A 24,338-nucleotide genomic window follows, 5' to 3' on the forward strand; every position below is an offset into this window, starting at 1 on the left:
GCGATGGCACAGAACCCCTACGTCCACCTCGGCTGGAACCCCGTGCCGGGCGAGCCGGGCGAGGTCGAGAAGCTCCGCACCCAGCTCGTCAATTCGGCGAGCGCGCTGCAGACCGCGTACCAGAAGATCGACAAACTGCTCGGTGAGTCCAGCTTCTGGGAGGGTGACGCGGCCGTCGGCTTCCGCGAGGCCCTCGACGGCGATCTGCCGAAGTACATGAAGGACGCCCACACGTCTCTGACCAAGGCGGCAGGCCACCTCGGCGCCTGGCACGGCGGGTTGACCGGCCGCAGGGAGCTGGCGCACAAGTACGACATCGAGGCGGGCGACCACAAGGGCGATCTGAACACCGCCAACTCCCGGCACGAGACGGCCAAGCAGGACCCCGACCTGAAGCTGGCGGGACAGACCTTCCAGGAGGGTCCGGAGCTGCAGAACGCGCAGGCCCGGCTGAACGCGGCCAACGACCGGCTGAACGACGCCGTCGCCGCCGTCAACAACGCGCAGAGCGCGCTGGACGGAGTGATGCGCAAGGCGCGGGAGCTGGAGGGGACGCACGAGGACGAGGCGCGGGACCTCGCGAAGAAGCTGAAGGACGCCACGAAGGATCTGGCGCCGGAGGAGCCGGGGTGGCTGAGCAAGGCGCTCGGCTGGATCGGGGACAACCTCACCAACATTCTGAGCGTGCTGGCGGCGGTGGCCGGACTGCTGGCGCTGCTGTGCACGGGGCCGTTCGGGATCGCGATGCTGCTCGCCGCCGGTGCGCTGAGCCTGGCGACGATGGGCTCACGGCTCGCCGACCCCAAGGTGCGGGCCTCGCTCGCGGACGGGTTCACCAAGGGCGAGTTCGACGCGGACTTCTGGGAGAACTCCGTGGGGCTCGCCGGTGACGCACTCGGCGCGGTGCCGGGTGTGGGTGCCGTGAGCCGTGGCCTCAACGGTGCGGTCCAGTCGACGAGGTTCGCGTCCGAAGCGGTGAGCGCCGGGCAGTTCCTCGGCCGGTTCGCCGACGACACCGTCACGGCCGCCGGCCGGATCGCGACCGCGGGTTCCTACAACCCCGTCGGAGACCTGGTGGCGCACGCGGCGGGTGGCAGCCAGGCCATCAGAGCGGGCATGGACTACGTCTCCCCGATCACTGGTGTGGTGACCGCGGGCTACGGGCTGGCCGCCGAGAACATCGACGCCCTGAAGAGCGACGCCGGCAAGGACACCGCCACCGGGGTCGACGCGGCCCGCGCGGGGCTGTTCGACGGACCCGGCGCCGTCGCGGTCATCGGCAACGTCGCGAGGGTGCTGCGATGACCCGGGAAGCGGCCGGGCAGCCGCCGCTGCGTCTGGTCATCGACGACTCGGCCAGGGACCCGAGCTCGAAGATCTGGTACGCGCTGCCTGCCGGGTACTTCAATGTCCCCATCGACGCCCTCGATCCCGAACCGGGCTCGGCGCAGGAGACCCACCTCCAGCAGGCGATGGAGGTGGTACTCGGCCTGGCCCCCGTCGATCAGCGCGACCGGTACACGGGAGCCCTGCGCGACGTGCGGTTCATGGCCGCCCGGATGCGGAGCGAGGGCGTCATCGCCTGCTCGCTAGGCATGCACATCGCGGACAACGGTTCCTCCGCCATGTCCGTGTTCACGGTGGCGCTGAGGGACATCGACTGGGCCCCGGCCAAGATCACGGCGGTGCGCGCGGTCACGCTGCGCGAGAGCGCCCAGAACGTCGAGCTGTTGACGCTGCCAGGTGGCCGTCCGGCCTCGATCTCCGACACCCTGGTCACCACGCCCGACCTGGACGGCGTACCGGGTCAGGACCTGTACCAGTGCACCCTCTACGTCCCGGCCCCCTCGGGCACACAGCTGGGCGTCCTGACGCTGAGCAGCACGGCCGTGGGGTCCCGGGAGCACTACCGCGACATGATGGCGGGCATCGCGCACACGGTGTCCTTCCACGATCCGATGCCGGAGATCGAGCGCGCCGCACGAGGTGACGGGCCCGACGGCCCGGGTGGCACCGCGGGCGACATCGCCTCGGACTTCGGATGACCCGGGACGGGCACATGACCATGAACCTCGACAAGCAGGGCTTCGACGGCCCGGTGGCCTGGGACACACCGGGTACGCGAAGCGCCGTCCGCCGCTGGAGGGCGTGGAACGTCGCCAAGTTCCTGGGCTGGCTGGCCCTTTGGTGGGCCGCGTTGTACGTCACCGTCGCGCTGTTGCCGGTGGCGGCCGTGGTGCCCATGGTGCTCGTCCTGTTCGCGATCACCTTCGTGGCGAGCCGGGCTCTCGGCCGCGTCGCGAGGGGGATACGGATCCGGCGCATCCTCGCCGTCTACCCGTGGCGCCGCCTGCGGGGGGCCGTCCGGATCGACAGGGGCAGGGCGGTCGTCGTGCTGCCCGACCCCGACCACCCGGAGAAGACGGCGTCGCTGAAGCCGACGGCTGTGATGTTCGGGTTCCGGACGCAAGCGGCGCTGAAGGACTACGACGAGGAGCTCTGGTACGCGGGCGACCCGCGCTTCGCCTGCGTGGTGGCCAAGCCCGGCCCGCGCGGACTGGAGTGCCTCAGCCAGCCCACCGCGTTCGACCCGCGCACCGACGCCCGACGTAAGGGCCTCAGCCCGGAGGCCCGCCGCCGCGCCCGGGCGATCGGCGCGCGCGTCGCGGACTGAGCGGAGGCTGAGCGGGCCGGCCGGAGACTGAGCGGCCTGAGCGGACTCACCTGACTCGGCGCAGTGTGTCCCGAGTTCTCGCCGGGCGGTGGTTACTTCGCCAGGAACTCCGAGCTGGAGAAGGTCACCGAAGGCTTCGGTGCCACCAGGCCCTGTTTCGTGCCCGGGTACACCGCCACCGTGTCCTTGGTCTCGCCGACGTACGTCCGGACCACCAGGTCCGCCCGTCCGTCCCCGTCGAAGTCGCCGGTCGTGACGACGCGGGTGGTGCCGCGGGCCGGGGGCTCGACGGTCACCATGCCCGCCGTCGTGAGTCCTGCCGTGCGGCCGGGGAAGATGCGCAACCGCGAGCCGCTGGAGAGGAGTTCGGTCAGGCCGTCGCCGTCGAAGTCGGCCGCGTCGAGCTTGGAACCGGCGGACGCGAGGGTGCCGCGCGCGGCCGTCGCCGTGACGTCGTAGCGCAGGGACGTTTCGCCCATCGTGCCGATCGCCGCGTCGAGGGCCGCCCTGCCCTTGCCGAAGGTGCCGAGGGCCACGTCGATGCCGGCGGGCAGGGTGGCTCCCGTCCGGGTGGGGCCGGCCGGGCCGCCGAGGACGACGGCCGAGGTGCCCCGGCCCTCCGCGGTGCGGACCACCAGGTCGTCGTATCCGTCGTCGTTGACGTCGGCCGCGGGGCCGGTGGGGACGTTGCCGGGCGACTGGACGGGGGCGCCGGCCTTGCGCGGGCTGCCCTTGCGGCTGAAGGGGCCGTGCAGGAAGCTCAGCCGGCCGCCGGACGCGTGCACGACCAGGTCCTGCGCGCCGTCGCCGTCGAAGTCGCCGCACACCGGCTGGTCGGGCCAGTCGTTGCCGTAGCGGGCGCCGCCCGGGACCACGAGTTTGACCGCGGTGCCCGTCAGGCCCTTCGGGGAGCCGAACAGGAGCTGGAGCGGCACCGGGGGCTGCCCCTGCCCGTCGTAGGGCGGGTCGGTGGAGACGACCAGGTCCGTGAAGCCGTCGCCGTCGAGGTCGCAGGTCGTCTCCGCGTCGAAGACGGCCGGGTGCTGTCCCTTGGTCGGGGCGCCCTGCCGCTCGGGGCTGAGCAACTGCCGTGCGCCCGGGGCGAGTCCGCGCGTGCCGCCGTAGACGATGCCGATGCCCGCGTCGTCCGCGTGGGCCTGCGCCTTGACCAGGTCGTTGAGGACCAGGTCGCGATGGCCGTCGCCGTTGAAGTCGTCGGGGGTCTTGCTGCCCTTGCCCTGCGGGACGGGGAGCAGCGCGGGGGCGTCGGCCACCTGGAAGGGGGTGTGCCGGGCCGGTTCCGCGTCGTCGTGAGCGCTGGTGGGGCCGCAGGCGGCGACCGTGAGGGCGAGGACGCCGAGGGTGCCGGTCAGGGCCGCCGTACACTTCCCGCTTCTTCGCGTGCGCACCGCTCACCTCGTCGACATCAGGGGAAACAACTGGGTAATGATGCACGCGTTCGAGGGGCGGCGACAGCCCTGTGCGGGAGCGTGCGGACCATCGGCCGAGGCGTAACCGCCCATTTGGTTTCAATCGATACCGTATCGAGTGAATGTACAGCGGTAATCTGGCCACATGACCGCCGACGTTCCGCCCGGAACCACCGCCTCGCGTGCGACCGACCGCCCCGGTGACCCCTCGCCCTTCGCGCTCGGCCTGCTGCTGCGCCGGGCGCACTGGCGCGCGCACACGGCGATGACGGAGGCGCTGCGGCCCCTCGGCATCGAACTGCGCCACTTCGCCGTACTGATCGTGCTCGTGAACCGCGGGCCCACGGTGCAGCGTGATCTGGCCGCGGCGACGGGGACGGACAAGGCGGGGATCATGCGGGTCGTGGACGACCTGGAGCGCAAAGGGCTGGCCGTGCGCAAGGCCGTGCCGGGCGACCGGCGGGTGCGGCAGGTGGAGATCACGCCCGCGGGGGTCGAGCTCTTCGACGCGGCCCACGCGGCGGCGGAGCGGCCGGCCGAGGGGCTGACCGCGGTGCTGGGGCCGGGCGAGGACGAGCAACTCGCCGAACTGCTCACCCGGTTCGCCCACCCCGAGGGGGCCGGCGGCTGACGGCCGGGCCCGTCCCGCGAGAACACATGCGCCGTGTGCGACCTGAAGGCCGGGTCCCACACGGCGTACGCGTTGCGGGGGTTATGCGGCCAGGCGCTTCGCGAGCTCCTTCGCCTTGGCGGTCGCGTCCTCGAAGGCTTCCTGGCGGGAGGCCTCGTAGAGCGGGATCAGCTCGGACATGGCCGGGTTGCGCGGCGCCATCGTGAGCTCCGGGACGATGAAGTCGAGGTCCATGCCGAGGGTGCGCGCGAGGACGGCTTCCAGATAGTTCCGGACGAACTCGAAGCCCTCGCGGGGGGTGCCCGGCGCGTAGGAGCCGCCGCGGCTGGCGATGACCGTGACCGGGAGGCCCCGGGTCGAGGGGCTCTCGCCGCTGGTGCGGCCGGGCAGGAGGACGTTGTCCAGCCATGCCTTCAGGGTCGAGGGGACCGAGAAGTTGTGCATGGGGGCGCCGATCAGGACCGCGTCCGCCGTCTCCAGTTCCTCGATGAGCCGCACGCGCACGGCGAACGCGGCGGCCTGTTCCGGGGTGCGCTCGGCCGGGGCGGTCTGACCGGCGGACCAGCCGGCGGCGGTGATGTGCGGGACCGGGTCGGTGGCGAGGTCGCGGTGGATCACCGTGCCCTGCGGGTGCTGTTCCCGCCAGGCCTGGAGGAAGGCGGCGGCGACCGAACGGGACGAGGACGCTTTGCCGGGGAGTACGGACGAGTCGATGTGCAGCAGCGTGGCCATGGACTTTCTCCGGGGGACCGTGGCCCAACGGCTGAGCCGAGGGCGTGACTTGTAATCGACCATAGTTTAACTCGCGATGGTATCGATTGATACCATCGCGGATGCAACGATGATCGGCGCCCAGAGCAAACGGGAGGCAGGAGATCTTGGACGTCTACGAAGCGGTCACGAGCCGACGGGCCGTACGCGGATTCACCGACCGGCAGGTTCCGAGGGAGGTGCTGGAGCGCGTCCTGGCCACCGCGGCCTGGGCCCCGTCCGCATCCAACCTCCAGCCGTGGCACGCCTACGTGCTGACCGGTGAGCCGCTGGCCGAACTGAAGAAGCGCGCCTGTTCCCGGCTGGCCGCGGGCGACCCCTGGGACGAGCCGGAGTACGAGCAGTACCCGGCCGATCTGAAGGCCCCCTACCGCGAGCGCCGGGCCGCCTTCGGCGAGCAGCGCTACGGCTCGCTCGGCATCCCGCGTGAGGACATCGAGGCGCGCCAGCGGGCCGCCTCCGCGAACTGGGACTGCTTCGGCGCGTCCGCGGCCCTGTTCTGCTACATCGACCGCGACCTGGGCCCGGCCCAGTGGTCCGACGTCGGCATGTACCTCCAGACCGTGATGCTGCTGCTCCGCGCGGAGGGGCTGCACAGCTGCGCGCAGATGGCGTGGGCGAAGTACCACAGGAGCGTGGCGGAGGTCCTGGCGCCGCCGGACGGCCTCGTGCTGTTCTGCGGCATGTCGATCGGCTTCGAGGACGACACGGTGCACCACGCCCGCACGGGCCGGGCGCCCCTCGACGAGACGGTCACGTTCGTGGCCGCCCACTGAGGCCCGCCGTTCGATGAATTCCTTGCGAAGCCCGCCGGGCCGGTAGATGGCGCTCCGCCCTACGGCGGCTGGACCGTCCCTGGTCGGCGGGTTCCGCGGTCCTGCCGCCGGGACGGCGACGGCCGCCGCCGCACCTGTGGGGGCGCAACCCCGCACATACCCCGCGAGTCACCTGTGGTGGTTCACACCACATGCCCCACAGGAAGGTTGTGCCATGTTCTCTCACCCCGTCGGCCGCAAGGCAGTGCGCGCCGCATCGGTCCTGACCCTCGCCCTCGGTACGGGTCTGACCGCGACGATCGCCCTGCCGGCGATGGCCGGCGCCGCGGTGCCGTCGGCCACCGTCACGGGAGGCAGCGGGCGGTCGATCGTCTACACGGCGGCGGCCGGCCAGACCAACCAGGTCACCGTCCGGGCGACGGCCGCCGACGGCCTGGCGCGGATCACCTACGTCATCGACGACGTGGTCCCGATCGCCATCGCCCCGGGCGACGAGGACTGCGCCCATCCCGACAGCGCGGACCGCACCAAGGTCACCTGCACCGAGACCACCCTGGAGAGCCAGGACCCGTACGCCACGCTGTCCGTGAACCTCGGCGACGGCAACGACACCCTCACCTACGACAACGTCACCGACCAGGCCTACTACTTCGCCGGCATAGACCTGGGCCCCGGCAAGGACGGCTACACCCACGCCGGTGGCGTCGACGGCAACGAGATCCGCGGCGGCTCCGGCAACGACACCGTCCGGCTCGGCACCGCGGGGAACGCGATCGCCGGGGACGGCAACGACACGGTCTACGGCGGCGAATCGTCCATCGTGCTGGGCCAGGGCGGCGTCGACACGATCCACCTGCTCGGCGACGAGAGCGACGCCGACGGGGGCGCGGGCAACGACCTGCTGTACGGCGCCGCGGGCCGGCAGCGCCTGAACGGCGGAGACGGCAACGACACCGTGCGCGCCGGCGCCGGAAGCGACTTCCTGTACGGCGGCCCCGGCGCCGACATCCTGTACGGCAACAGCGGCGACGACACGATCTACGGCAACAGCGGCAACGACAAGCTGTACGGCGGCCCGGGCCGCGACACCCTCTCCGGCGGGCCCGGCACCGACGTCGAGCGCCAGGACTGACACTCCTGCGGCACCCGAGTCCCCTCTTCACTCGCCGGTCGGCATGATGTAACAGCTGCTACATTCCGAAGTGTGACTGCGATGGAGTACGGCGGCGGGGACGACGAGGCGCGGGACGGAACGCGCTGGATCGTCCTCGTCGTCAGGGTTCCGGCCGAGCCCTCCCGGCACCGGGTGGCCGTCTGGCGGGAACTGCGGAAGATCGGCGCGCTGTCCCTCGGGCAGGGAGTGTGGGCCGTACCGGACGTGCCGCTCTTCGCCGACGGGATCCTCCGCGTGCTGGAGCTGACCGAGCGCGCCGACGGCGAGGCCGTGTCGCTGGCGGCCACCGGACGGGGCGCGCAGGACGGGCTGCGGCTGCGCGCCATGTTCACGGCCGCCCGCTCCGCCGACTGGGCCGAATTCATGGCCGACTGCGGCAAGTTCGAGGAAGAGCTGACCAAGGCCCTCGGCGGCGCCGCCGACGGAAGCGGCCGGCCCCCCAAGCTCACGCTCGCCGCACTGGAGGACGAGGAGCAGTCGCTGGAGCGGCTGCGCCGCTGGCACCGGGACCTGACCGCGCGGGACGTGTTCGGCGCCCCCGAGGCCGCCGAGGCCGGCGAACGGCTCAAGGTCTGCGTGGCCGCCTGCGAGGACTACGCCGAGCGCGTCCTCGCCGCGCTGCACCAGGTGCCGGAGCAGCGGGTCCCCGAAGAGGGCAAGCGGGAGCCCGGCGACGAGTCCGGCCGATGACCACGACCCGGCCCCGCCGGGCCGCTCGTTCCGCCGCCCCCGCCCTCCGCGAAAGCGCCCCGAACGCCGTCCATAACACCAAGTAAAAGATCTTCTGCATTTCTTCGACCGCCCCGGTGATTGGATCTTCCAGATAATCACCGTTGACGCGTATTCCCCCGAATGCCAGATGTCCGGTCCGCCGCGGTGCTCGTTAGGTGAATGTGACGTGGCGGGAAAAACATGCAGCTGAGGACAGTTCGATGAGCCCGTTCCGGGCAGCTGATCAGACCACTGCGGGGAGCATCACCGGCTGCTCTGATCTGCTCGAGGACTTCCTCAGGGCAATCAGCCGTATGGAGAGTGAATATCTCCGTGCGGCTCTGGAGGGGGAGAAGATCTAGAAATGAGGTCCGACTATGACGCGGTAGAACAGCAGCCTCATTACGCTCAGCGGCTCGACATGCAGAACCTCTGGCAGGCCCCTGAGCAGGGGATCTCCTCCTCGGGCGGCTGGGATCTGGACGCGGAGCTGGCTCACATGCTGAGCACGACGCAGGGCCTGGATCTCGCCGATCTCGCGCCGCCTCCGCCGCCGCCCCCGCGCAGCGACGACAGACCCCCGCCCCGTCCGGTTCATCGGAAAAGACCGCAGACGGGCGCCCGGATCCTCGGTGGAAATCCGAAGATCGTGAGCGTCTCCGTTCTGGTCACGTTAATCACCTTGTGTGCGGTGACGATGCTCACATGGTCCATCTCGTATTCGTACGATCAGCTCCGCGACATCGCACTGCTCGTCGTATCGGAGAACCTGGCCCAATGGTGGCCGCTGACGGTGTACGGACCGTGGCTGCTGGCCGGCCTGTCCATCCTGCGGGCCTCCGTCCAGCGCCGGACCGCCCGGCGGTCCTGGGCCGTCATGCTGATCTCCTCCGGCACGGCCGTCGCCCTGTGCATCGGTCAGTCGGCGGACTCCCTGCTCGCGATGGTGATCGTCGGAATTCCCCCGATCACCGCCCTGGTCTGCTTTCGCGAGCTTGTCGGCCAGTTCTCGTCGCGCCCCGGCCCGAAGCACGCCGCCGACGCGATGAACAACCCCAAGCAGCCCAAGTCGTAGACCGCCGCCCGGGGTTCCGGGAACCGGGGTCCGGTCAGGACCGGTACGGCTGCTGAGGCTGTCCGTACGGCTGCTGACCCCCGGGGCCCCCGGCGGCGGCCTGTGCCTGGAGCTGCTCGGCCTGCTCCTGGGGCACCTTGTGCTCCGCGCCGCAGAACGTGCACTGCGTCGCGTACTTGGTCGAGACCGGGAACAGCGGCACGAAGAACAGCGTGAACTTCGTGACGCGCTTGCGGAGCGTGTGCGCCGCGGGGTTGCCGCACTGACCGCACACCAGCGTCAGTATCGCGAGCTGGTAGAGGTAGCCCTTGGTGCCGAAGATGATCACGCGTGATCCTTTCCGATCAGTTCCTGTGTCCAGCCTGCCTCACGACGACGCCCCCTGTCCCGTGTGGGGGACAGGGGGCGTCGGACGTACGGCCGTGACGGCTACTTCACCGGCTCGGGCTCCGGTTCGTTCTCCGTCTGGGCGGTGTCCTCGGGGTCCACGGGCGTCTTGACAGACTCCAGCAGCAGCTGGGCGACGTCGACGACCTGGATGGACTCCTTGGCCTTGCCATCGTTCTTCTTGCCGTTCACGGAGTCCGTGAGCATGACGAGGCAGAACGGGCAGGCGGTGGAGACGATGTCCGGGTTGGTCGAGAGGGCCTCGTCGACACGCTCGTTGTTGATGCGCTTGCCGATCCGCTCCTCCATCCACATCCGCGCGCCACCGGCGCCACAGCAGAAGCCGCGCTCCTTGTGGCGGTGCATCTCCTCGTTGCGCAGACCCGGGACGCTGGCGATGATCTCGCGCGGCGGCGTGTAGATCTTGTTGTGCCGGCCCAGGTAGCAGGGGTCGTGGTAGGTGATGATGCCCTCGACCGGGGTCACCGGGACCAGCTTGCCCTCGTCCACCAGGTGCTGGAGCAGCTGGGTGTGGTGGATGACCTCGTAGTCGCCGCCGATCTGCGGGTACTCGTTGCCGATCGTGTTGAGGCAGTGCGGGCAGGTCGCGACGATCTTCTTGGCCGACTTCGGCTTCGCCGACTCGGGGACGACCTTGCCCTCGTCGTCCAGCTCCTCGCCGAACGCCATGTTCAGCGCCATGACGTTCTCCATGCCGAGCTCCTGGAACAGGGGCTCGTTGCCGAGGCGGCGGGCGGAGTCACCGGTGCACTTCTCGTCGCCGCCCATGATCGCGAACTTCACGCCCGCGATGTGCAGCAGCTCGGCGAAGGCCTTGGTGGTCTTCTTCGCGCGGTCCTCCAGGGCGCCGGCGCAGCCCACCCAGTACAGGTACTCGACCTCGGTGAGGTCCTCGATGTCCTGGCCGACGACCGGGACCTCGAACTCGACCTCCTTGAGCCACTCCAGGCGCTGCTTCTTCGCCAGGCCCCAGGGGTTGCCCTTCTTCTCCAGGTTCTTGAGCATCGTGCCCGCCTCGGACGGGAACGCGCTCTCGATCATCACCTGGTAGCGGCGCATGTCGACGATGTGGTCGATGTGCTCGATGTCCACCGGGCACTGCTCGACACAGGCGCCGCAGGTGGTGCAGGACCACAGGACGTCCGGGTCGATGACGCCGTTCTCCTCGACGGTGCCGATCAGCGGACGCTCGGCCTCGGCGAGAGCGGCGGCGGGAACGTCCTTCAGCTGCTCCTCGGACGCCTTCTCCTCGCCCTCCATGGTCTTGCCGCCGCCGGCCAGCAGGTACGGCGCCTTGGCGTGCGCGTGGTCGCGCAGCGACATGATCAGGAGCTTGGGGGAAAGGGGCTTGCCGGTGTTCCAGGCGGGGCACTGCGACTGGCAGCGACCGCACTCGGTGCAGGTGGAGAAGTCCAGCAGGCCCTTCCAGGAGAACTGCTCGACCTGGGAGACACCGAAGACGTCGTCCTCGCCGGGGTCGGTGAAGTCGATCGGCTTGCCGCCCGACGTCATCGGCAGCAGGGCGCCGAGGGCCGTCTCGCCGGTGGCGTTGCGCTTGAACCAGATGTTCGGGAAGCCCAGGAAGCGGTGCCAGGCGACACCCATGTCGGTCCGGAGCGAGACCACGATCATCCAGATGAAGGAGGCCGCGATCTTCAGGGCCGCGAAGAAGTAGGTGAGGTTCTGGAGCGTGGAGACGTCCATGCCCTCGAGCCAGTGCACCACCGGGTACGAGATGAAGAACGAGGCCTCGTAGCCGTCCACGTGGTGCTGTGCGCCCTCCAGCGCGTGCAGCATGAAGATGCAGACACCGACGATGAGGATGATCGTCTCGACGAAGTAGGCCTGGCCGGTGTTCGAGCCCGCGAAGCGGGACTTGCGGCCCGCCCGGCCCGGCCGGGACAGCTGCCGGATGACGACCAGCGTCGCGATGCCGACCACCGTCATGGTGCCGATGAACTCGACGTAGATGTTGTACGGCGCCCAGTCACCGATGACCGGCAGGATCCAGTCGGCCTCGAAGAGCTGGCCGAAGGCGTTGACGATCGTCAGCAGCAGTGTGTAGAAGCCGATCGCGACGAACCAGTGCGCGATGCCGACGATGCCCCAGCGGTTCATCCGGGTGTGCCCCAGGAACTCCTTCACCAGGGTGACGGTGCGCTGGTACGGGTCGTTGGTCCGCAATCCCGCGGGCACGGACTGACCGAGCCGCATGAAGTTGAAGATCTGGAGGAGGGCGCGGCCGAACAGTGCCACGCCGACCACGATCAGGACCAGCGACACGATGATCGCGGCGAGTTGCATTTTCGGGCTCCTCGGGCCTGCGAGGCGACATTACTAAGCGGTAACTTATGCAGTCCTCTGAGACTACCCGCATCCTCCGTCGCACTGTAGCCAGGCGCGAGGTGATCTGAGTCGCTGAGGCTTGCCTTAAGAATGATTCGTGTTATTCATCCCGAAATGGTATATACGCCACTAATCTAGGCCCGTGCTTTACGGGATCGCAGCCGCCACCACCGCCCTCGTCGTGACCGCCCTCCTCGCGATGCTGCTCCGCCTGCCCGCCCTGCGCTTCGGCATCGTCGACCGCCGGCGGCAGCGGCCGCTGCCGCTGCTCGGCGGGGTGGCCGTCGCGCTCGTGACCTGCCTGGTGGCCGCCGCCGGGGAGTGGACGCGGTTCGCCCCGCTCGGCTCCGAGATCGGGCGGCTGCTGATCGCCGCGGGTGCCGTGGCCTGCCTCGGACTGGTCGCCGACCTGCAGCGGGTGAAGGCGCGCTTCCTCGTCGGCGGTACGGCCGTGGCGGCGGCGTGCGTGGTGCCGTACGGCGACACGGGCATCCTGCTCGGGCTGGTGGCCGTCGGCTGGATCGTCCTGGTCGCCGTCGGCTTCAAGGCGCTGGACCACGCGGACGCCCTGGTCGGCACCGTCGGGGTGCTCACCGCCTTCGGTGTCGGCATCTGTGCGGCGGCCGAGGTGATGGACGAACTCGCCGTGCTGCTCAGCGTGCTGGCCGCCGCCCTGACCGGGTTCCTGATGCACAACTGGCCCCCCGCGCGGATCGGCCTCGGGGCCTGCGGGTCCCTGTTCGTCGGGTTCGTGCTGGCCTCGTCCGCCGTGATGACGCGTGCCGGGCTCGATCCCGTGTCGAGCGTGAGCGTGCTGTACTCGCTGACCGCCCTGGCCACCGCCGATGTCGTACTGGTGGCGCTCTCGCGCCGGCTCGCCGGACGGCCGCTGCTGCGGCGCGGGCCCGATCATCTGGCCCACCGGCTGCGCCGGATCGGGCTCACTCCGCAGGGCGTGACGATCCTGCTGGGTGTCGGCGCCTTCGCCGGGGTACTCGTCGGCGTCCTCGTGCACATGGGATGGATGGCGCGCTCCGGGGCGTTCTGGGTGGGGCTGGGTGCGCTCGTCGCCGTGTTCGCGCTGCTGCACATCAAGCCCTACGGGCCGCGGCGTCAACCCAGAGTTCCGGTGCAGGACTCCGCCAGGGCCTCCGACCGTGTTGCGTCGTCGCAGGTCGGAGCCCCGTTGCGTGTAAGGAACGGATAAGAGTTGAGTGGGGTCGACTCAGCTCTGTTGACCCATCGGGAGCCGTCGTGCACACTTGAGTCCGTTCCACTCAAGTCAGCTGGAGGAATTCACCATGGCACGTGCGGTCGGCATCGACCTGGGCACGACTAACTCCGTCGTCAGCGTTCTGGAGGGCGGCGAGCCCACCGTCATCACCAACGCCGAGGGTGCCAGGACCACGCCGTCCGTCGTCGCCTTCGCGAAGAACGGTGAGGTGCTTGTCGGCGAGGTCGCCAAGCGCCAGGCGGTGACCAACGTGGACCGGACCATCCGTTCGGTGAAGCGTCACATGGGCACCGACTGGAAGATCGAGCTGGACGGCAAGCCGTTCAACCCGCAGCAGATCTCGGCGTTCATCCTCCAGAAGCTGAAGCGTGACGCCGAGGCCTACCTGGGCGAGAAGGTCACGGACGCGGTCATCACCGTCCCGGCCTACTTCAACGACTCCGAGCGCCAGGCGACGAAGGAGGCCGGCGAGATCGCGGGCCTGAACGTCCTGCGCATCGTCAACGAGCCGACGGCCGCCGCCCTGGCGTACGGCCTCGACAAGGACGACCAGACGATCCTCGTCTTCGACCTCGGTGGCGGCACCTTCGACGTGTCCCTCCTGGAGATCGGCGACGGCGTCGTCGAGGTGAAGGCCACCAACGGTGACAACCACCTCGGCGGTGACGACTGGGACCAGCGCATCGTCGACTACCTGGTCAAGCAGTTCCAGGCCGGTCACGGCGTGGACCTCAGCAAGGACAAGATGGCCCTCCAGCGCCTCCGCGAGGCCGCCGAGAAGGCCAAGATCGAGCTGTCCTCGTCCACCGAGACCTCGATCAACCTGCCCTACATCACCGCCTCCGCCGAGGGCCCCCTGCACCTCGACGAGAAGCTCACCCGCGCGCAGTTCCAGCAGCTGACCGCGGACCTCCTGGAGCGCTGCAAGACCCCGTTCTTCAACGTCATGAAGGACGCCGGCGTCTCCATCAACGAGATCGACCACGTCGTCCTCGTCGGTGGCTCCACCCGTATGCCCGCCGTCGCCGAGCTCGTGCGCGAGCTGACCGGCGGCAAGGACGCCAACAAGGGCGTCAACCCGGACGAGGTCGTCGCCATCGGCGCCGCCCTGCAGGCCGGTGTCCTCAAGGGTGAGGTCAAGGACGTCCTGCTCCTCGACGTGACCCCGCTGTCCCTCGGCATCGAGACCAAGGGCGGCATCATGACCAAGCTCATCGAGCGGAACACGACGATCCCGACCAAGCGGTCCGAGATCTTCACCACCGCCGAGGACAACCAGCCCTCCGTGCAGATCCAGGTCTACCAGGGCGAGCGCGAGATCGCGGCGTACAACAAGAAGCTCGGAATGTTCGAGCTCACGGGCCTTCCCCCGGCCCCGCGCGGTGTCCCGCAGATCGAGGTCGCCTTCGACATCGACGCCAACGGCATCATGCACGTGACCGCGAAGGACCTCGGCACGGGCAAGGAGCAGAAGATGACCGTCACCGGTGGCTCCTCGCTGCCGAAGGACGAGGTCAACCGGATGCGCGAAGAGGCCGAGAAGTACGCGGAGGAGGACCACGCCCGCCGCGAGGCCGCCGAGTCCCGCAACCAGGGCGAGCAGCTCGTCTACCAGACGGAGAAGTTCCTCAAGGACAACGAGGACAAGGTTCCCGGTGAGGTCAAGACCGAGGTCGAGGCCGCCGTCGAGGAGCTGAAGACCGCGCTCAAGGGCGAGGACACCGCCGAGATCCGCACCGCCACCGAGAAGGTCGCCGCGGTCTCCCAGAAGGTCGGTCAGGCCATGTACGCCGACGCCCAGGCCGCTCAGGCCGCGGGTGGCGCCGAGGGTGCCGCCCCGGGTGGCGCCAAGGCCGACGACGACGTCGTGGACGCCGAGATCGTCGACGACGAGCGCAAGGACGGTGCCGCGTAATGACGGAGGAGACCCCGGGCTTCGAGGAGAAGCCCGACGTCCCCTCCGGCGCGACCCCTGACGACGCCGAGCCGAAGGCCGCTCCTCAGGAAGGGGCGGCCCCGGCCGGGGACGGAGCACCAGACGCCGGCTTGGTGGCGCAGCTGGACCAGGTACGTACGGCGCTCGGCGAGCGCACGATGGACCTCCAGCGGCTCCAGGCCGAGTACCAGAACTACCGCCGCCGTGTGGAGCGCGACCGGATCACGGTCAAGGAGATCGCCATCGCGAACCTCCTGACCGAGCTCCTGCCCGTGCTCGACGACATCGGCCGCGCGCGGGAACACGGCGAACTCGTGGGTGGGTTCAAGTCGGTGGCGGAGTCCCTGGAGACCGTCGCCGCCAAGATGGGCCTGCAGCAGTTCGGCAAGGAGGGCGAGCCCTTCGACCCGACGATCCACGAGGCGCTGATGCACTCCTACGCGCCGGACGTCACCGAGACGACCTGCGTCGCGATCCTCCAGCCGGGGTATCGCATCGGCGAGCGCACCATCCGCCCCGCGCGGGTGGCCGTCGCCGAGCCCCAGCCGGGCGCGCAGACCGTCAAGGAGGAGTCCGCCGAGACGGCCGACGACAAGGAGAACGGTGGCCCGGACGAGGGCTGACGTTGAACTGACGAGAGAGGAGGGGCGTCGAGGATGAGCACCAAGGACTTCATCGAGAAGGACTACTACAAGGTCCTCGGCGTCCCCAAGGACGCCACCGAGGCCGAGATCAAGAAGGCGTACCGGAAGCTCGCCCGCGAGTTCCACCCGGACGCCAACAAGGGCAACACCAAGGCGGAGGAGCGTTTCAAGGAGATCTCCGAGGCGAACGACGTCCTCGGCGACCCCAAGAAGCGCAAGGAGTACGACGAGGCACGCGCCCTGTTCGGCAACGGTGGCTTCCGCCCCGGGCCGGGCGGCGCGGGCGGCGGCTCCTTCAACTTCGACCTGGGGGACCTCTTCGGAGGCAACGCCCAGGGCGGGGGCCAGGGAGCCGGCGGCTTCGGCGGCGGACTCGGTGACGTCTTCGGGGGCCTTTTCAACCGCGGCGGTACGGGCACCACCCGTACCCAGCCCCGGCGCGGCCAGGACATCGACACCGAGGTCAGCCTCAGCTTCACCGAGGCGATCGAGGGCGCGACGGTCCCGCTGCGGATGACCGCGCAGTCGCCGTGCAAGGCGTGCGCGGGCACCGGCGACAAGAACGGCACGCCTCGGGTGTGCCCGACCTGCGTCGGCACCGGCCAGGTGGCCCGGGGTTCGGGCGGCGGCTTCTCGCTGACCGACCCCTGCCCCGACTGCAAGGGGCGCGGCCTGATCGCCGAGCACCCGTGCATGGAGTGCAAGGGCAGCGGCCGCGCCAAGTCGTCCCGGACCATGCAGGTCCGCATCCCCGCCGGGGTGTCGGACGGCCAGCGCATCCGGCTGCGCGGCAAGGGCGCGCCGGGCGAGCGCGGCGGCCCGGCCGGCGATCTGTACGTCACCGTGCACGTCGACACCCACCCGGTGTTCGGCCGCAAGGAGGACAACCTCACGGTGACCGTCCCCGTGACCTTCACGGAGGCGGCACTGGGCGGCGAGGTCAGGGTTCCCACCCTGGGCGGACCGCCGGTCACCCTGAAGTTGCCGCCCGGCACGCCCAACGGCCGCACCATGCGGGCGCGGGGCAAGGGCGCGGTCCGCAAGGACGGCACCCGCGGAGACCTGCTGGTCACCGTCGAGGTGAGTGTCCCGAAGGACCTTTCGGGGAAGGCTCGTGACGCGCTCGAGGCGTATCGCGAGGCGACCGCGGCTGAGGATCCGCGGGCGGAGCTGTTCGAGGCCGCGAAGGGAGCATGACGGAGATGGACGGTCGTCGACGAAACCCTTATGAACTGACCGAGGAAACCCCGGTCTACGTCATCTCGGTGGCGGCCCAGCTCTCCGGCCTGCACCCGCAGACACTGCGCCAGTACGACCGTCTGGGCCTGGTGTCCCCGGACCGCACGGCCGGCCGCGGCCGGCGCTACTCGGCCCGCGACATCGAACTGCTCCGCCAGGTGCAGGCGTTGTCGCAGGACGAGGGCATCAACCTGGCCGGCATCAAGCGCATCATCGAACTGGAGAACCAGGTCGCCGCGCTCCAGTCCCGGGTGGCCGAGCTCCAGTCGGCCGTCGAGGGCGCCGCGGCGGCGATGCAGCAGCGCGAGGCGGCGGTCCACGCGTCCTACCGCCGCGACCTGGTGCCGTACCAGGAGGTACAGCAGACCAGCGCGCTGGTGGTGTGGCGACCGAAGAAGCCGAAGGACTAGGCGGACGCGCACGCGCACGGAAAAGGGGCCCGGAGGATTCTCCGGGCCCCTTTCCTGTGCCGTCGGCAGCGGACTGCCAGCCGCCGATTGTCAGCGGCCGACGAAGAACTCCAGCGAGGCGCTCTGCGTGCCCTGACGGCCGTAGGCGTCCACGGCGTACACCTCCGCGATGCAGGGGCCGTTGTAGGGAGCCGTCCAGGAGAGCGACCCCGTGGTGGAGAACCGGGTGCCGCTGCTGCCGCAGGCGCCCGAGATCTCCCAGGAGTAGCCCTTGAGGACGCGTGCTTCGTCGCCCGTGCCGGGGGCGGCGGTGACCTGGATCGGACTGCGCGCAGGTATCCCCGCGGTGACCAGGGTCAGCTTCGGCGCGACCGGGCCGCTCGCGGTGGCCGGCGTCAGACGGTCGACCGTGGTCTCCGCGGAGGGGGCGGAGTCGGTGTCCTGGGCGTCGACGGCCGCCACGTAGTAGTACGCCGTGCCCTTCGGGGCCGAGGTGTCTGCGTACGACGTGCCGGACGTGGCGCCCAGAAGGCTCCAGGCGCCGATGGCGGTGGTGCGGCGGTAGACCCGGTAGCCGGTGACCCCGGCGTCCTCGGCCGCGGTCCACGTCAGCTTCGTGGAGGCGTCGGCGGGTGTTCCGGTGAGACCCGTGGGGGCGGCGACGGCCGACGCCACGGGGCGGGTGACCACCACGGAGTCGGAGACCGGGGCGGTGTTGCCGACGGCGTCGACGGCCACCACCTCGTAGTTGTAGGCCAGGCCCGCGGGCGCGACGGGGTCCGTCCAGGACGTGCCGAAGACGATCTGCGGGCCGTCCATGTCCGACTGGCCGCCCTCCGCGCCCCACACCTCGTAGTGGTGCACGTCCTTCGACGTCGAGGCCTTCCACGTGAGGGAGTTGCCTGCCGTCGTCCCCAGCGCCGACACGGTCTCGACCCGCGCCGGGGCCGTCCGGTCGACCGTGACCACCGCCTGGTCGGCCGTCCCCGACGAGGAGTTGCCCGCCCTGTCGTAGGCGCGGACCTCGTAGTAGTACGTGTCGCCGGTCAGCGGGAGGGTGGTGTCGGTGTACGTGGTGGAGGTCGTCGTCGCGAGGGGTGCGCTGCCGTAGGAGGTGCCCTTGAGGCGGCGGTACACGCGGTAGCCGGCGAGGTCCATCTCCGGGCTCTTCGTCCAGGTCAGCGTGGCCTTGCCGGTGGCCGTGTCGTAGGTGACCTTCATGCCGGTGGGCGTGAGGGGTGTGACCTTGTCGACGGTCGCCGAAGTGCTGGGGGTGTAGCCGAACTTGACCTTCGCGCTGCCGGTCCAGTTGACGTAGTCGACGCGCAGGGTGTGCTTGCCCGCGGGGACGGTGACGTTGACGGTCTTGGAGACGGTCGTGGAGGTGTTCTTCCACAGGTCGATCTTGCGGCTGCCGTCGAGGTAGACGCGGATGCCGTCCAGGGCGGAGGCGGAGAGGGCGAAGGGGCCGCCGGAGCCGAAGTCGCGCGTCACGGTCCAGCGGACGGCGAAGTTGTCCTTCGGGAGGCCGGAGGCGGGGGCGTTGGTGCCCCAGTCCTGGTCGATCGCGGTGTCGCAGTCCGTCTTCTTCGGTGTGCCCGAAAAGGACGTGTTCGCGAAGAACTGCCGCTTGAAGACCGGCGATGCGCAGGTCACGGCGGCGGACGCGGGCGTCGTCGAGAGCAGGGTGCCCGCGGTGGCGAGCACGACCGTCGCCGCGGCCGCGGCGGTCGTGCGTCTGGCTGGGTTCATTCGATCCTCTGGTCGAGTGCGGGACAGCGGTGGGCGCTGTCCTCATCTGGACTCGCGAGGAATGGGGTTGGTTGTACGGATCTTGGTCGCGCGCTCGATCAAGGTTTGGTGACGGGGTTGTAAGGGGTGTTTGGAGAGGTTCCGCTCCGTCTCCACATGATCAGCGGAGCGTGGTGTTGCGCACTCGTTAAGTGATTCCGCTTGACGCTGAGGGCCGTCGGCGCGTTGGCTTTTCAGTCATCTGGGCGCGTTGGCGCGCCCGTGTCCCGATGGCACCAGAAGTGAGCTTCTCTATGCGTCCCTTGCGCCCCCTGCGCCGCACCGCCACCGCCGTGGCCGCCGCGTCCACGATGACCCTCTCGCTGGCCGCGTGTGGGGCACTGGGCGTCACCGGGGACAGCAGCGAGGCGAGTCCGACCAAGGGCGACGACGTCACCGTCGGTCTGCTGCTGCCGGAGACGGCGAACACGCGCTACGACAAGTTCGACTACCCCATCATCAAGAACAAGGTCGAGGACCTGACCGACAAGCAGGGCAAGGTCGTCTACCGCAACGCCGACGCGGACGCCTCGAAGCAGGCCGCCCAGCTGCAGCAGATGATCGACGACCACGTCGACGTGATCCTGCTGGACGCCGTCGACTCGCACGCCATCGCCGACGGGGTGAAGAAGGCCAAGGACGCCGGTATCCCGGTCATCGCGTACGACCGCCTGGCCGAGGGTCCGATCGACGCGTACGTCTCCTTCGACAACGAACTCGTCGGTGAGGTCCAGGGCCGCACGCTCCTGGAGGCCATGAACCCGGTCGACTCCTCCGACAAGATCGTCATGATGAACGGCTCGCTCACCGACCCGAACGCCAAGCAGTTCAAGGCGGGCGCGATGTCGGAGCTCAAGGGCGCCGTGGACATAGCCAAGACGTACGACACCAAGGACTGGAAGCCGGAGAACGCCCAGGCCAACATGGCCGAGGCGATCCAGTCCATCGGCGTCAACAACATCAAGGGCGTCTACTCCGCCAACGACGGCATGGCCGGCGGCATCATCAAGGCCCTCAAGGCGGCCGGCGTCTCCGAGCTGCCGCCGATCACCGGCCAGGACGCCGAACTGGACGCCGTCCAGCGCATCGTGAGCGGCGAGCAGTTCATGAGCGTGTACAAGTCGTACCCGCAGGAGGCCGAGAGCGCCGCCGAGATGGCCGTGGCCAAGGTCCAGGGCCACGACATCCAGTTCGACTCGCTCACCCAGGACCAGGTCGACAGCCCGACCGACAAGGACATCCCGGCGCTGCTGGTCCCCGTGGTCGCGCTGACGGACGGCAACATCAAGGAGACCGTCATCGCCGACGGCATCTACACCGTCGCCGACATCTGCACCGCCAAGTACAAGGCGGACTGCAACGCGAGCGGTCTGAAGTAGCACAGCTTTTTCCTTCGAGTGCCGCCGGGGCCGGGCCCCGGCGGCACTCGGTTGTGTCCGCACCGCACGCCGTTCGGGTCGTACCGGTCCACCGCGCCTTGACGTCGTATGCGATTTCCTCTTCGCGAACTCCCGCGGCGACGACTCCCCTCCTCACGCGCCCGCCAAGGGCCGGAAACGCACCATCAGCTTGTTGCAAGTCGACGTACGGAGGCCCGGAGATAACGGGGCGAATCCGCATGTTACGGCGGCCTTCCCGGTAGGAGCCGTGTTGCGGAGCAAGGCCGGTCCGCGCATAGTTGCGCTGCGGAAGCGCGAGCGAACCGCGGGGCCGACCGGGCCGAGCACGGTGGGTCCGTCGACCGGGTCCCGCCCGGCCGGTGTGTCCCGGCAGGTGTGTCGACACCGCGCTCCGGAGGTGAGTGGGCCGGCGGCAGAGGCAAGAACCGGGGGTGGATGGGCGATGGCCGGGCACGGGGCGCAGGAGCATCCACATGGTGCCGACCGGCTGTGCGAAGCCGGGGACCGGGTGTACTCCCGGGCCGTACGACGCGGCCGCGTGCCGCGCCACGACGCGGATCCGGTGCCCTGTCTGCTGGAGTTGGCCCTGTTGCACCCGGACCCCGACGACATGGACTGGCTGGTGCCGACCTCCCCGCAGGAGGTCATGACGCGGCTGCTGCGTGGGGTCTACGACGAGGTCAGCGCCAGCCAGCGGCGGATGGGCTCGGCGGTGGCGGCCTTCGAGTGGTACGCCGCGCTCGGCCCCCGGCCGTCACCGGCCTCCGGCACCGACCCCGCCGTCGCGGGTTCGGCGATCCGGGTCCTGGAGGGCGACTCGCGCATCCAGGGCGCGCTGGACGAGGCGACGCAGGCGTGCACGACCGAGGTGCTGACGGTGCAGCCCGGCGGTATCCGGCCCGAGCACGAGCTGACGGAGGGTCTGCACCGGGCGATGGCGCTGCGGGGGCGGGGCGTGCGGATGCGCGACCTGTACACGCATGTGGCCCGGCACGGCCAGGGCCTGCTCAACTACCTGGAGCTGATGGGCGACTCGGTGGAGGCCCGCACGCTCGACGAGGTGATCGACCGGCTGATCCTCTTCGACCGCACGGTCGCCTTCATCCCGGCGAACGCGGACCGCACGCTCGCCCTGGAACTGCGCCACCCGGGGCTCGTCCACTACCTGGTGACGGTCTTCGAGCGGCTGTGGCGCCTCGCGATCCCGCTGACCGCCCCGCTCCCCGACACCGGCATCGAGGGCATCTCGCACCGCGAACAGTCCATCGCCGCGCTGCTCGCGGAGGGCCACCAGGACGCGGTGATCGCGGAGCGGCTGGGGATAAGCGTACGGACGTGCCGGGCCCACATCGCCCGGCTCTCGGAGACCTTGGGGGCCGCCAGCCGCACCCAACTCGGGGTGCGGATAGCGCAGGTGGGGCTGGACCGGTCGCGGGCCACTTCGTCGGAGGCGGCGGTGATCAGGGTTGCCGGGGTGCCGGGGATTCCCGGAGGTCACGGGGTTCCCGGTCAAGGATCCCCGACCGGCCGATGAGATAGCCGAGTTGGGCCCGGCTCTCACTGCCCAGGCTCGCGGCGAGCTTGGCGATATGGACGCGGGCGGTGCGGATGTTCATCCCCAGACGGTCGGCTATGGAGGCGTCGGTGTGCCCCTCGACCAGCAGACTCGCGATGGCGCGCTGGCGCGAGCTGACGCCGTTCAGGGTGGGCGGCTGGACGGCCTCGGGGTACATCGGGGTGGCCAGGCGCCAGAGGCGGTCGAAGGTCGTGGCGAAGTAGGACACCAGGGTGGGGTGCCGGACCTCGAGGGCGGCGGAGCCGGCCGATTCGGCGCGGATGAAGGCGACTTTGCGGTCGATGATGACGAGTCGGTCGGTGACCTCGTCGAGGGTGCGGACCTCGGCGTCGCCCCTGAGCTGCTCGTAGCGGCCCGTGATGGCGGCGGAGTGGCGCTGGGTGTGCTGGTAGAGAGTGCGGATACGGCCGCCCCGGTCGAGCAGGGCCTGATCGCGGTCCAGTGAGGCTGCCAGACGGGCAGCCGGGTTCTGCCCGTTGTAGGGCTGGATGGCGAGAAGTTCGCGGCGGGCGTCGGCCATGGCCTCACCGATGGCTTCGTTGATCCGCTCGGGGCCCTGTCGCAGACAGATGGCCGGCGGGTCCGCCGGTGCCGTCGTCCGTCCGCCGATCCGCATGAGCGGCTCGAAGGTCTCGGCGAGCCGCTCCCCGCGCCGTCGCTCGTCGGCGACACGGTCCTCCGAGACCCGTAGCAGCCGGTGCAGGGCGACAGCGGGCGGCACGGGCTCCAGCCGGTCCAGGTCCTCGACCGTGGGCTGGAGCAGGCCGAAGTCGATCAGACAGGGCGCTTCGTGCGCGTCCGGGGCACCCACGTAGCCCTCGCGCAGGGCCTGGGCGTACAGCCGCAGCCCCGGCTCGCACATGTCGTCCGCTCCGTGGTCGTGTGCCGGTGCGCTCACGCGTCGCTCTCCCCCGCGATTCACTGCTCCTGTTCCAGGATTCCGGACTGGGCGATGAGATAGCCGAGCTGGGCGCGGCTGCCGCTGCCCAGCGAGGCGGCGAGTTTGGCGATGTGCGCGCGGCAGGTGCGGACGTTCATGCCCAGCCGGCGGGCGATGGCCTCGTCGACGTGTCCCTCCACGAGGAGCTTGGCGATGGAGTGCTGGATGTCGGTGATGCCGTCGGGGGCCGTCTCGTACGGGGCGCCGGCGGTCAGCGGGACCGCGCGGTTCCACATGAACTCGAAGACCTTGATCAGATAGCGGATGAGCCCGGGGTGGCGGAGTTCCAGGGCCACCTGCTGGTCGTCCCGGGTGGGGATGAAGGCGACCGACTCGTCGCAGATGATGAGCCGCTCCACCAGCTCGTCGATCGTGCGGTACTCCACTTTTCCGTTGGAGAGCTGGGCGACGTAGGCCAGTTTTTCCGGGTTGTAGCGCGCCGTGTGCTGGTAGAGGGTCCGTATCCGCACGCCTCGTTCGATCATCGGGCGATCGCGCTCCAGCCCTTGGAGGAGCTGGCGCTCGGAGAGCCGGTTGCTCGGCTGGACCGTGAGCATCTCGGTGTGGCACTGGGACGTGGCCAGGTTGAGGGCGGCGTTGATCCGCTCCCCGCCCTCCAGGACCGTGATGGAGTGCGTGCTTCCCGGTACCTGGGTACTGAGATCCATGAACGGCTGGAGTGCCTCGGCCAGACCGACCGACATCCGTCTGCGTTCGGCGATCTCCCGCTCGATCGGATTGAGACGTTGAGCGAGGGCGACCGACGCCGGCACGGGGCGCAGCCAGTTCGCGTCGTCAGGATCCGGGTAGAGCAGGGCGAACTCCGTCAGACAGGGTGCGGATTCCACGTCCGCGCGTGCGATACGCCCCGTGCGCAGTGCGTTCGCATAGAGTCGGCCACCTTCCGCGCACATCTCGGTCATCGCATGGGGATGTGTCGCTTTAGTCGGATTCGCTGCCAAATCTCCACCCCCCAGGGTCCTGAACATGCAGGAACATGATGCACCGATCGTGTGGCCATGAAGTGCCCGAATGAGCCATCGTCTTACTCGACGGGGGAAGAGGGGACCTTCAAGTGAGGACGAAGCCGACTATGCGGAACAGAATGCTTCGCTCGATTCTTGTCGCCGCCTTCTCCACCGTTATGGCCTTCGGAGTCCTGAGTGGCCTCT

The 24,338-nt window shown here is 69.7% G+C and carries 22 protein-coding genes; 15 read left to right on the plus strand and 7 right to left on the minus strand.

Features of this window, described 5'->3' with window-relative positions:
• Positions 1-3: 3 nt before the first annotated feature.
• Genes ACGFW6_RS13075 through ACGFW6_RS13085 form a run of 3 tightly spaced genes read left to right on the plus strand, consistent with a single transcriptional unit; the run spans position 4 to position 2,674 of the window.
• Positions 4-1,305: a hypothetical protein gene (locus ACGFW6_RS13075; RefSeq protein ID WP_393507660.1), complete on the plus strand. Its 1,302-nt coding sequence runs from the start codon at positions 4-6 to the stop codon at positions 1,303-1,305.
• Positions 1,302-2,045 carry a hypothetical protein gene (locus tag ACGFW6_RS13080; RefSeq protein ID WP_393507662.1) on the plus strand — a complete coding sequence of 248 codons (744 nt, stop codon included), beginning with the start codon at positions 1,302-1,304 and terminating at the stop codon, positions 2,043-2,045. Before ACGFW6_RS13075 ends, ACGFW6_RS13080 begins: the two co-directional genes overlap by 4 nt.
• A gap of 14 nt (positions 2,046-2,059) precedes the next feature.
• Positions 2,060-2,674: a hypothetical protein gene (locus tag ACGFW6_RS13085; protein WP_393507664.1), complete on the plus strand. Its 615-nt coding sequence runs from the start codon at positions 2,060-2,062 to the stop codon at positions 2,672-2,674.
• Between the two features lie 92 nt (positions 2,675-2,766).
• On the opposite strand, the gene ACGFW6_RS13090 is transcribed toward ACGFW6_RS13085, so the two are convergent.
• On the minus strand, positions 2,767-4,083 hold the full coding sequence (locus tag ACGFW6_RS13090) for an FG-GAP repeat domain-containing protein (protein WP_393507666.1): 1,317 nt from the start codon (positions 4,081-4,083) through the stop codon (positions 2,767-2,769).
• 166 nt (positions 4,084-4,249) lie between these two features.
• On the opposite strand from ACGFW6_RS13090, the gene ACGFW6_RS13095 reads away from it, so the two are divergent.
• The gene (locus ACGFW6_RS13095) at positions 4,250-4,735 is read left to right on the plus strand and encodes a MarR family winged helix-turn-helix transcriptional regulator (RefSeq protein WP_393507668.1); all 486 of its coding nucleotides are present in this window, start codon (positions 4,250-4,252) and stop codon (positions 4,733-4,735) included.
• Between the two features lie 81 nt (positions 4,736-4,816).
• Here ACGFW6_RS13095 and ACGFW6_RS13100 read toward each other — a convergent pair whose 3' ends face one another.
• A complete protein-coding gene (locus ACGFW6_RS13100) occupies positions 4,817-5,467 on the minus strand; it encodes an FMN-dependent NADH-azoreductase (protein WP_393507670.1) in 651 nt (216 codons plus the stop codon).
• Positions 5,468-5,613: 146 nt separating this feature from the next.
• Between ACGFW6_RS13100 and ACGFW6_RS13105 the strand changes: the two genes are divergently transcribed.
• The 4 genes from ACGFW6_RS13105 to ACGFW6_RS13120 all read left to right on the plus strand — a co-directional run bounded on the left by ACGFW6_RS13105 (position 5,614) and on the right by ACGFW6_RS13120 (position 9,242).
• The gene (locus tag ACGFW6_RS13105) at positions 5,614-6,282 is read left to right on the plus strand and encodes a nitroreductase (RefSeq protein WP_393507672.1); all 669 of its coding nucleotides are present in this window, start codon (positions 5,614-5,616) and stop codon (positions 6,280-6,282) included.
• Between the two features lie 214 nt (positions 6,283-6,496).
• The gene (locus tag ACGFW6_RS13110; RefSeq protein WP_393507674.1) at positions 6,497-7,414 is read left to right on the plus strand and encodes a calcium-binding protein; all 918 of its coding nucleotides are present in this window, start codon (positions 6,497-6,499) and stop codon (positions 7,412-7,414) included.
• 81 nt (positions 7,415-7,495) lie between these two features.
• Positions 7,496-8,146 carry a Chromate resistance protein ChrB gene (locus tag ACGFW6_RS13115; RefSeq protein WP_393507848.1) on the plus strand — a complete coding sequence of 217 codons (651 nt, stop codon included), beginning with the start codon at positions 7,496-7,498 and terminating at the stop codon, positions 8,144-8,146.
• A 385-nt stretch (positions 8,147-8,531) separates the two neighbouring features.
• Positions 8,532-9,242 (plus strand): DUF2637 domain-containing protein, encoded by a 711-nt coding sequence (locus ACGFW6_RS13120; protein ID WP_393507676.1) that lies wholly within the window; start codon positions 8,532-8,534, stop codon positions 9,240-9,242.
• Positions 9,243-9,276: 34 nt separating this feature from the next.
• On the opposite strand, the gene ACGFW6_RS13125 is transcribed toward ACGFW6_RS13120, so the two are convergent.
• Both ACGFW6_RS13125 and ACGFW6_RS13130 read right to left on the minus strand, forming a co-directional pair.
• Positions 9,277-9,570 (minus strand): zinc-ribbon domain-containing protein, encoded by a 294-nt coding sequence (locus ACGFW6_RS13125; protein ID WP_030956327.1) that lies wholly within the window; start codon positions 9,568-9,570, stop codon positions 9,277-9,279.
• A 101-nt stretch (positions 9,571-9,671) separates the two neighbouring features.
• On the minus strand, positions 9,672-11,954 hold the full coding sequence (locus ACGFW6_RS13130) for a (Fe-S)-binding protein (protein WP_393507678.1): 2,283 nt from the start codon (positions 11,952-11,954) through the stop codon (positions 9,672-9,674).
• Positions 11,955-12,138: 184 nt separating this feature from the next.
• Here ACGFW6_RS13130 and ACGFW6_RS13135 point away from each other — a divergent pair, with 184 nt between their 5' ends.
• The 5 genes from ACGFW6_RS13135 to ACGFW6_RS13155 all read left to right on the plus strand — a co-directional run bounded on the left by ACGFW6_RS13135 (position 12,139) and on the right by ACGFW6_RS13155 (position 17,459).
• Positions 12,139-13,203 carry an MraY family glycosyltransferase gene (locus ACGFW6_RS13135; RefSeq protein ID WP_393507680.1) on the plus strand — a complete coding sequence of 355 codons (1,065 nt, stop codon included), beginning with the start codon at positions 12,139-12,141 and terminating at the stop codon, positions 13,201-13,203.
• A gap of 94 nt (positions 13,204-13,297) precedes the next feature.
• On the plus strand, positions 13,298-15,145 hold the full coding sequence (dnaK, locus tag ACGFW6_RS13140) for a molecular chaperone DnaK (protein WP_393507682.1): 1,848 nt from the start codon (positions 13,298-13,300) through the stop codon (positions 15,143-15,145).
• Positions 15,145-15,789, plus strand: coding sequence for a nucleotide exchange factor GrpE (gene grpE / locus ACGFW6_RS13145; protein ID WP_393507684.1), 645 nt, complete (start codon positions 15,145-15,147; stop codon positions 15,787-15,789). The genes dnaK and grpE overlap by 1 nt, the downstream gene beginning before the upstream one ends.
• A gap of 33 nt (positions 15,790-15,822) precedes the next feature.
• On the plus strand, positions 15,823-17,007 hold the full coding sequence (gene dnaJ / locus ACGFW6_RS13150; RefSeq protein WP_393507686.1) for a molecular chaperone DnaJ: 1,185 nt from the start codon (positions 15,823-15,825) through the stop codon (positions 17,005-17,007).
• Positions 17,008-17,012: 5 nt separating this feature from the next.
• Entirely contained in the window at positions 17,013-17,459 is a 447-nt protein-coding gene (locus ACGFW6_RS13155; protein WP_393507849.1) for a heat shock protein transcriptional repressor HspR, read from the plus strand.
• 90 nt (positions 17,460-17,549) lie between these two features.
• Here ACGFW6_RS13155 and ACGFW6_RS13160 read toward each other — a convergent pair whose 3' ends face one another.
• Positions 17,550-19,211 carry a fibronectin type III domain-containing protein gene (locus tag ACGFW6_RS13160; RefSeq protein ID WP_393507688.1) on the minus strand — a complete coding sequence of 554 codons (1,662 nt, stop codon included), beginning with the start codon at positions 19,209-19,211 and terminating at the stop codon, positions 17,550-17,552.
• 293 nt (positions 19,212-19,504) lie between these two features.
• Here ACGFW6_RS13160 and ACGFW6_RS13165 point away from each other — a divergent pair, with 293 nt between their 5' ends.
• Both ACGFW6_RS13165 and ACGFW6_RS13170 read left to right on the plus strand, forming a co-directional pair.
• Positions 19,505-20,629 (plus strand): sugar ABC transporter substrate-binding protein, encoded by a 1,125-nt coding sequence (locus tag ACGFW6_RS13165; RefSeq protein ID WP_393507689.1) that lies wholly within the window; start codon positions 19,505-19,507, stop codon positions 20,627-20,629.
• 463 nt (positions 20,630-21,092) lie between these two features.
• Positions 21,093-22,184 (plus strand): LuxR C-terminal-related transcriptional regulator, encoded by a 1,092-nt coding sequence (locus ACGFW6_RS13170; protein ID WP_393507691.1) that lies wholly within the window; start codon positions 21,093-21,095, stop codon positions 22,182-22,184.
• Here ACGFW6_RS13170 and ACGFW6_RS13175 read toward each other — a convergent pair.
• Both ACGFW6_RS13175 and ACGFW6_RS13180 read right to left on the minus strand, forming a co-directional pair.
• A complete protein-coding gene (locus tag ACGFW6_RS13175) occupies positions 22,111-23,124 on the minus strand; it encodes a LuxR C-terminal-related transcriptional regulator (RefSeq protein WP_393507693.1) in 1,014 nt (337 codons plus the stop codon). The two genes, ACGFW6_RS13170 and ACGFW6_RS13175, sit on opposite strands and share 74 nt — an antisense overlap.
• A 20-nt stretch (positions 23,125-23,144) precedes the next feature.
• Complete coding sequence (locus ACGFW6_RS13180) at positions 23,145-24,155, minus strand: helix-turn-helix transcriptional regulator (protein ID WP_393507695.1); 1,011 nt, start codon at positions 24,153-24,155, stop codon at positions 23,145-23,147.
• Positions 24,156-24,338 lie beyond the last annotated feature (183 nt).

This window comes from Streptomyces sp. Y7, assembly GCF_043195415.1.
Lineage (GTDB): Bacteria > Actinomycetota > Actinomycetes > Streptomycetales > Streptomycetaceae > Streptomyces.

Excerpts from the sequence above, each read along its gene's own strand:
- ACGFW6_RS13075 (WP_393507660.1), top strand. The coding sequence starts at position 4 with ATGGCACAGAACCCCTACGTCCACCTCGGCTGGAACCCCGTGCCGGGC.
- ACGFW6_RS13080 (WP_393507662.1), top strand. The coding sequence starts at position 1,302 with ATGACCCGGGAAGCGGCCGGGCAGCCGCCGCTGCGTCTGGTCATCGAC.
- ACGFW6_RS13085 (WP_393507664.1), top strand. The coding sequence starts at position 2,060 with ATGACCATGAACCTCGACAAGCAGGGCTTCGACGGCCCGGTGGCCTGG.
- ACGFW6_RS13095 (WP_393507668.1), top strand. The coding sequence starts at position 4,250 with ATGACCGCCGACGTTCCGCCCGGAACCACCGCCTCGCGTGCGACCGAC.
- ACGFW6_RS13100 (WP_393507670.1), bottom strand. The coding sequence starts at position 5,467 with ATGGCCACGCTGCTGCACATCGACTCGTCCGTACTCCCCGGCAAAGCG.
- ACGFW6_RS13110 (WP_393507674.1), top strand. The coding sequence starts at position 6,497 with ATGTTCTCTCACCCCGTCGGCCGCAAGGCAGTGCGCGCCGCATCGGTC.
- ACGFW6_RS13115 (WP_393507848.1), top strand. The coding sequence starts at position 7,496 with ATGGAGTACGGCGGCGGGGACGACGAGGCGCGGGACGGAACGCGCTGG.
- ACGFW6_RS13120 (WP_393507676.1), top strand. The coding sequence starts at position 8,532 with ATGAGGTCCGACTATGACGCGGTAGAACAGCAGCCTCATTACGCTCAG.
- ACGFW6_RS13130 (WP_393507678.1), bottom strand. The coding sequence starts at position 11,954 with ATGCAACTCGCCGCGATCATCGTGTCGCTGGTCCTGATCGTGGTCGGC.
- dnaK (WP_393507682.1), top strand. The coding sequence starts at position 13,298 with ATGGCACGTGCGGTCGGCATCGACCTGGGCACGACTAACTCCGTCGTC.
- grpE (WP_393507684.1), top strand. The coding sequence starts at position 15,145 with ATGACGGAGGAGACCCCGGGCTTCGAGGAGAAGCCCGACGTCCCCTCC.
- dnaJ (WP_393507686.1), top strand. The coding sequence starts at position 15,823 with ATGAGCACCAAGGACTTCATCGAGAAGGACTACTACAAGGTCCTCGGC.
- ACGFW6_RS13155 (WP_393507849.1), top strand. The coding sequence starts at position 17,013 with ATGGACGGTCGTCGACGAAACCCTTATGAACTGACCGAGGAAACCCCG.
- ACGFW6_RS13160 (WP_393507688.1), bottom strand. The coding sequence starts at position 19,211 with ATGAACCCAGCCAGACGCACGACCGCCGCGGCCGCGGCGACGGTCGTG.
- ACGFW6_RS13165 (WP_393507689.1), top strand. The coding sequence starts at position 19,505 with ATGCGTCCCTTGCGCCCCCTGCGCCGCACCGCCACCGCCGTGGCCGCC.
- ACGFW6_RS13170 (WP_393507691.1), top strand. The coding sequence starts at position 21,093 with ATGGCCGGGCACGGGGCGCAGGAGCATCCACATGGTGCCGACCGGCTG.
- ACGFW6_RS13180 (WP_393507695.1), bottom strand. The coding sequence starts at position 24,155 with ATGTTCAGGACCCTGGGGGGTGGAGATTTGGCAGCGAATCCGACTAAA.